This is a genomic window from Roseateles sp. (assembly GCF_049240545.1).
In the GTDB taxonomy this organism is placed as follows: domain Bacteria; phylum Pseudomonadota; class Gammaproteobacteria; order Burkholderiales; family Burkholderiaceae_C; genus Paucibacter_A.
Genome location: NZ_JBMLSK010000359.1, coordinates 1 through 6111, shown reverse-complemented (window position 1 = coordinate 6111; position 6111 = coordinate 1). Strand labels below are relative to the sequence as shown.

General features: G+C 64.0%; 5 protein-coding genes and 2 pseudogenes. 3 read left to right on the top strand and 4 right to left on the bottom strand.

Features of this window, described 5'->3' with window-relative positions; genetic code table 11:
- From ACOVRJ_RS21780 to ACOVRJ_RS21770, 3 genes and pseudogenes are all read right to left on the bottom strand, one after another.
- Positions 1-523: biotin/lipoyl-containing protein (locus ACOVRJ_RS21780; protein WP_422045911.1), on the bottom strand; the 523-nt coding region annotated here is incomplete at its 3' end.
- A gap of 14 nt (positions 524-537) precedes the next feature.
- A pseudogene (locus ACOVRJ_RS21775) lies at positions 538-972 on the bottom strand (2-oxo acid dehydrogenase subunit E2); the annotation flags it as partial.
- A complete protein-coding gene (locus ACOVRJ_RS21770; RefSeq protein WP_422045912.1) occupies positions 960-1544 on the bottom strand; it encodes a TRAP transporter TatT component family protein in 585 nt (194 codons plus the stop codon). The gene ACOVRJ_RS21770 and the pseudogene ACOVRJ_RS21775, both read right to left, overlap by 13 nt.
- Positions 1545-1794: 250 nt before the next feature.
- Here ACOVRJ_RS21770 and ACOVRJ_RS21765 point away from each other — a divergent pair, with 250 nt between their 5' ends.
- The 3 genes from ACOVRJ_RS21765 to ACOVRJ_RS21755 all read left to right on the top strand — a co-directional run bounded on the left by ACOVRJ_RS21765 (position 1795) and on the right by ACOVRJ_RS21755 (position 5320).
- The gene (locus tag ACOVRJ_RS21765; RefSeq protein ID WP_422045910.1) at positions 1795-2457 is read left to right on the top strand and encodes a hypothetical protein; all 663 of its coding nucleotides are present in this window, start codon (positions 1795-1797) and stop codon (positions 2455-2457) included.
- Between the two features lie 118 nt (positions 2458-2575).
- A complete protein-coding gene (locus ACOVRJ_RS21760; protein WP_422045909.1) occupies positions 2576-2923 on the top strand; it encodes a hypothetical protein in 348 nt (115 codons plus the stop codon).
- 213 nt (positions 2924-3136) lie between these two features.
- Entirely contained in the window at positions 3137-5320 is a 2184-nt protein-coding gene (locus ACOVRJ_RS21755) for an ATP-binding protein (protein WP_422045908.1), read from the top strand.
- A 285-nt stretch (positions 5321-5605) separates the two neighbouring features.
- Here ACOVRJ_RS21755 and ACOVRJ_RS21750 read toward each other — a convergent pair.
- A pseudogene (locus tag ACOVRJ_RS21750) lies at positions 5606-6111 on the bottom strand (dihydrolipoyl dehydrogenase); the annotation flags it as partial.

Sequence of the window (6111 nt, the reverse complement as noted above, 5' to 3'; positions counted from 1 at the left end):
TCACCGCCGCCACATGCAGCAGCGCCTTGGACGGGATGCAACCGACGTTCAGGCAAACGCCACCCAGGGTGGCATAACGCTCCACCAGAATGACCTTCAAGCCCAGATCGGCGGCGCGGAAGGCGGCCGAATAGCCGCCAGGGCCGGCGCCCAGCACCAGCAGATCGCAGCTGAAATCGGCATTGCCTGTGTAGGCCTGGGCAGCGCTCGGCGCCGGAGCTTGTACCGGAGCCGCTGCAGCAGTTGCGGCCACAGGTGCATGGCCGGGCACAGCAGCAGCGCCATCCGCACTCTCCAGCGCCAGCAGCACCGAACCTTGGTTGATCTTGTCGCCCAAGGCCACCTTGATCTCCTTGATCACGCCGGCGTGCGAGGAGGGGATCTCCATCGAGGCCTTGTCGGACTCCACGGTGATCAGGCTTTGGTCCACCGCCACGGTGTCGCCCACCTTGACCAGCAACTCGATGATGGCGACGTCTTTGAAGTCACCGATATCGGGAACGAGAACATTCACTAGTGCCATAACTCAGCTCCCGATCAGAGCACGATGCGGCGGAAGTCCGCCAGCAAGGATGCAAAGTACACATTGAAGCGGGCCGCAGCGGCGCCGTCGATGACGCGGTGGTCCCAGCTCAGGCTCAGCGGCAGCATCAGGCGCGGCTGGAAAGCCTTGCCATCCCACTTGGGCTCGATCTGGCTCTTGCACACGCCCATGATGGCCACCTCGGGCGCATTGATGATGGGGGTGAAGTAGCGGCCACCAATGCCACCCAGGGACGAAATGGTGAAGCAGCCACCGCTCATCTCGGCGGGGCCGAGCTTGCCGTCGCGGGCCTTCTTGGCCAGCTCACCCATTTCGGCGCTGATCTCGAAGATGCCCTTTTTGTCGGCATCCTTGATCACCGGCACGACCAAGCCATTCGGCGTGTCTGCCGCGAAGCCGATGTTGTAGTACTTCTTCAGCACCAGCTTCTGAGCCCGCCCTCGGCAAAGTCAGGTTGGCGCAGCCAGGCCAATTTCGCCAGGGCCACCACCTGCGGCAGATCCGCCACCTGGTCGGGTCGATCTTTGGACAAGGAAATATGAGCACCCCAGGACGCCGCGGCCCAATAGGCCAGACCCACCTCGTCCTCGGCCAGGTTCAACACTGCCGCAATGCCATTCGCCGAGGCGCTCGAACCGATCTGGGCTACCGATGCCGCCAGGGCCGTCACAAAACCAGGATGGCGCAACTCCAAGGCTCGCATCGCATGCTGCTGCGCCCGCCAGTACAAGCGCGCCGCCCGCTCGCGTTGCCGCTGCGCAGCGCGGGCGTCGCGCGTGGCCAGTTCGTCCGCAGACTGGGCCACAAAGGCGTAGGCATATTGGGTCAAGCCGGCCGCCACCGATTCGGCCAAGGCCACATGGCCCGGCGTCTGGCGCAGCACCGCTTCCGACAGTTTCAGGTGATAAGCACTTGCCTCGCGAGCCAGTTGCAGATCGTCTTCTTGTGCATCTTGCCCCTGACTGGACAAGCCGTCCGCCACACCGTTCAGCAAGAGCATTCGCGGCGAGCAGGCGCTCAAAAGCGCAAGCAGGCCCCCCAAGAGCAACAGTTGCAGCCAAGCTTGTCTGACGGAGAAACCTTGAGCGTTGGCGGCCATGTGTTGACTCTGAGAATGAAACAAGCATCGCAGCCCGCAAGAAGAACCAAGAAAAAAGGCGGAACTGCGACGAATGCGTTTCAGTCTAGTGACCCAATTTGAAGCGCTGGTGACAGTCAGAAGCCCAGGCCGAGCCGCGACAATGCGCGCCATGCCGCCCGCACTCACGTTCAATCCCCGACTTTTGCCTCAGCGCCGCTCCCTGCAAATCGCGCTGGCCCTGCTGATGCTCTTGGCCCTGCTTCAAGCCGGCCTGTTTCTGTTCGGGCCCAGTGGCAAATTGGTCAGTGTGGAGCGCAAGACTTGGCGCTTGGAGATTGATGTGGAGCGCAGGCTGGAAGAACTAGGCTCCAGTTGGTGCTCAGAGATGCCCACCGACGCCACCGAGCTCTCGCGTCGCCTGATGCCCGACCCCCAGCACCCGGAGCAGCCCGCCGCCCAGCATTGCAAATACCGCGCACCCAGCTGGCGCACCTCTTGGCGCGCCAAAAGCGAAGGCACGGCACCACAAGTGCCGCAATGGCCGAAGCCGCCGCTGCGCGTCGAGCCCCTTGGCACAGCGGCAGGCAGCCAAACACCTCTGGGCATCGAGCGCCTGGGCGAGCGCTACGAGTTCTATGAGCTGGAATTGGCCCATGCCGATGGGCAGACCTGGACCTGCCGCCTGCCTCGAGCGCGCTGGGAGGCGGTGCCGCTGGGCCTGCGTTTTCACTTGCCGGTGGACCGCTACGGTGTGGCCAACTGCGGCAGCATCATTGCGGCACACCCGGACCAAGGCAAGGGCCGGGGAGATGTCGGGAGGCGTGAAGTTTGACCCGCAAAATGCCCTGACTCTCGCCATTCCACCCGCAAGCGGTAAGCGGTAAGCGGTAAGCGGCAGGCGGCAGGCGGCAGGCGGCCGATCATTGCCTCAGCGGCCTCAGCAGGCTGGCGTGAGTCGATCATTGAACAAGCGCATCGCCATCAAGGCTGCGTTGACCCTGCACGCCAGCCTCATTGACTTGCAAGAGGCGTTTGCCCTCCGTGCCCAGGGGGGCATCGCCTGCGCCAGGCCGGCAGCGATGATGAGGCATGCGATGGGCGTGGTGAAGCAGCATCACGGGAAGGCCGGGAGCCAGGGCTACCCCATGGGGCTGCGGGATGGCGAGGAAATGGCGCAACGGCTACGGCTGGTCGATGCGTTTGTGGCCAATGACAGCTCTGGCCCGAAGCGCCCCGCGCTTGACATCAAGAGCGTGGCCGAACAGGTCTGGCAACAAGAGGAATCGCTGACGCCGTGATCGACTGCACATCGGCACGCGCCGCCGGCCGTGACGCCGCGCGCATTGCTCGGCATCATGGGCACGCGGTCATGCCTGCCCGCACCCAGCCCAGGCCCAACCGACCCTGGACGCAGCGGGGATTTTGCAAGATTGCCCTAAAGACTCGCCCTGGATCGGCCGACATCCCTGACATAGCTCTTTGGGGCGCCCACACGTGCCTTGCCTAACGCCATGTTCGAGTTCGACAGCACGCCCACTGCCAGCGTCAGCCCGCTGGCGCGATTTGAAGCGCTGGCCTGTGCGCTGGAGTCTTGCCGCCCTTGCCCGCTGGATGACAGCCATGTGGCCGCTCTGGAGGCCGTCACCACCCCCGTGATGGTGCATGACGGCGAGCGCACCGTGTTTGCCAACGCGGCCATGCTGCGACTCTTGGGTCACAGCCTGGACGAGTTGCGGCGATTGCCGCATTACGCCTGGGTCAGCGACGAAAGCGTGGAGCCGGTGCGCTTGTACGGGGAGCGAACCCTGGCGGCCACCGAGATCCCTCCGGCACTGGAATGTCATGCGCTGACGGCCAGCGGCTCGGTCCGCCACTTGGAGGTGGCGGCGCGACGGGTGGCACTGCCGATGGGGCCGGTCGCGGTGGTCTGCTGCCTGGACCTCAGCGACATGCAGCATGTGCAGACCAGCCTGTTCGAGGTCGGGCGGGTGTTGCATCAAATCCTGGACAGCAGCCCGATTGCGATTTTTGTGATCGACCAATTCCACCGGGTCACACACTGGAACGACAACTGCGCACAACTGACCGGCCAAAGCGCGCAGCGCATGGTGGGCAGCACCGAGGCGTGGCGCGCATTCGGTTCGGAGCCGCGACCGCTCTTGGTCGATCTGATCGTGGACGGCAGCATCGAAGCCGAAGGGGCGGCCCTGTACGGCGCGGCCATGCGGCCGTCGCCCTTGGCGCCTGGCGCCTACGAGTTGGAGGATTTCTTTCCGCAGTTCGGCGCGCAGGGCCGTCGGGTGTTTTGCACTGCAGCGCCGCTGTACGACACGCAGGGCAAGATCGTCGGCGCGATCGAAACCCTGATGGACGTGACCCGCCGCCATGAGGCCGAAGCCGAGATCAAGCGCCATGAACAGGAGCTCGAGCAGCTCGTGGCCGCTCGCACCGATCAGCTGCGCAGCAGCCTGAGTGATCTGGATGCCTTCCTCGAAAACTCGCCCGTGGGCATCCTGTGCACGCAGGAGCGCCGCATCTTGCGCCACAACCGCCGTTTCATGCAGCTCTTTGGCGTCGACCCCGCGCACCCCAAAGAAGGTCTGACGAAGCATTTCCAACTCAATGGCGAGGCCTATCAGGCGGTGCGTAAAGCGTCGGCGGAGGCCTTCGCCAGACGCCAGTCCCTGATGTATGAGGCTGAACTGAAAACCAACGCGGGCGAAGCGCGCTGGGTTCAAACCATCGTTTACCCTTCGCGTCCCGGGCAGGCGGACTCGCCGATCTGGTGGCTGCTGCAAGACCACACCGAAATGATGAACGCGCAGCGGGACCTGATCCAAAACTACCAGCAGATTCAACAGGCCAAAGCCAAGTTGGAAGAGGCGCAAAACCAGCTGCTGCAGTCGGAGAAAATGGCGTCCATCGGCCAGCTGGCCGCCGGTGTGGCGCATGAAATCAATAACCCGGTGGGTTTTGTGGCCTCCAACCTGAGCACCTTGGGACGGTACGTGGAATCGCTGCTGGAGCTCAGCAATCTGTACGAGGCCGTGGACTTGAAGACCGTGGCGCCACCCCTGAGCGCGCAAATCCAGCAGGCGCGCGCCAAGGAGGACATCGAGTTCATCCGTGAGGACTTGCCTGTGCTCATCAAGGAAAGCGGGGAGGGCCTCACGCGGGTGAAGAAGATCGTGCAAGACCTCAAGGATTTCTCGCGGGTGGATCAGTCCGATTGGCAAGAGGCCGACCTCAACCAAGGGCTGCAATCCACGCTCAACATGGTCTGGCACGACATCCGCTACAAGGTCGAGGTGGTGCGGGAGTTCGGCAACCTGCCGCCGGTGCGGTGCTTGGCCGCGCAGCTCAATCAGGTGTTCATGAACCTGATCGTGAATGCCGCCCATGCGATCAAAGAGAAGGGCATCCTCACGCTGCGCACGCGCCACGACGGCGACCAGGTGTGCGTGAGCGTCCAGGACAACGGCTGCGGCATGAGCCCGGACGTGATGAAACGCATCTTCGACCCGTTTTACACCACCAAGCCGGTCGGGCAGGGGACGGGGCTGGGCTTGTCGGTGTCGTTCTCCATCGTCAATAAACACGGCGGTCGCTTGGAGGTGCAATCGGAGCCTGGCGTCGGCACCACCTTCGAGGTTTGGCTGCCCCTCAATGGCGGTGGCGAGGCGCCGGCCGAGTGAGCCTGACCCAGCTCGGGGCGAGGCGGGGCCAGCCCTTGCCCGCCCTTGCCCGCCCTTCACAGGGGCCCGCGTTGGCGGGCCACAGCCAGGCCCCGGATTGCTCGGCCACGCTTGGGTAGAACAGCCTGCGTTCGGGCTGGCGCGAGTTCTAGAGTTCGGGTCTTGCCGACAAAAATAGCGGCATCAACACCCTCTCGCGCAAGCATTCTCGGCGCACGAAAAGCAAAAAGCCCGCTCCGTTGCCGGACCGGGCTTTGCAGGATGGCGTGAAGCCTGCTGGTTGGCTTACTTCCTCGCAGGCGGCAAATCCGTGCACGAGTCATGCGCGACTTCCGCGGCCATGCCGATGCTTTCGCCCAGTGTCGGATGCGGGTGAATCGTCTTGCCGATGTCCACCGCATTGGCGCCCATCTCAATGGCCAGCGCGATCTCGCCGATCATGTCACCGGCATGGGTACCCACGATGCCGCCGCCGAGGATCTTGCCGTGGCCATGGGCTTCGTCGCTGTCGTCAAACAGCAGCTTGGTGAAGCCTTCGTCGCGGCCGTTGGCAATCGCGCGGCCGGACGCCGTCCAGGGGAACAGACCCTTCTTAACCTTGATGCCTTGGGCTTTGGCCTGATCTTCGGTCAGACCCACCCACGCCACTTCGGGGTCGGTATAGGCCACGCTCGGGATCACGCGAGCATCGAACTGGCTCTTGGCCAGGTTCGCATCGCCCAGGATGGCGCCGGCCGCCACTTCGGCCGCCACATGGGCCTCGTGCACCGCTTTGTGCGCCAACATCGGCT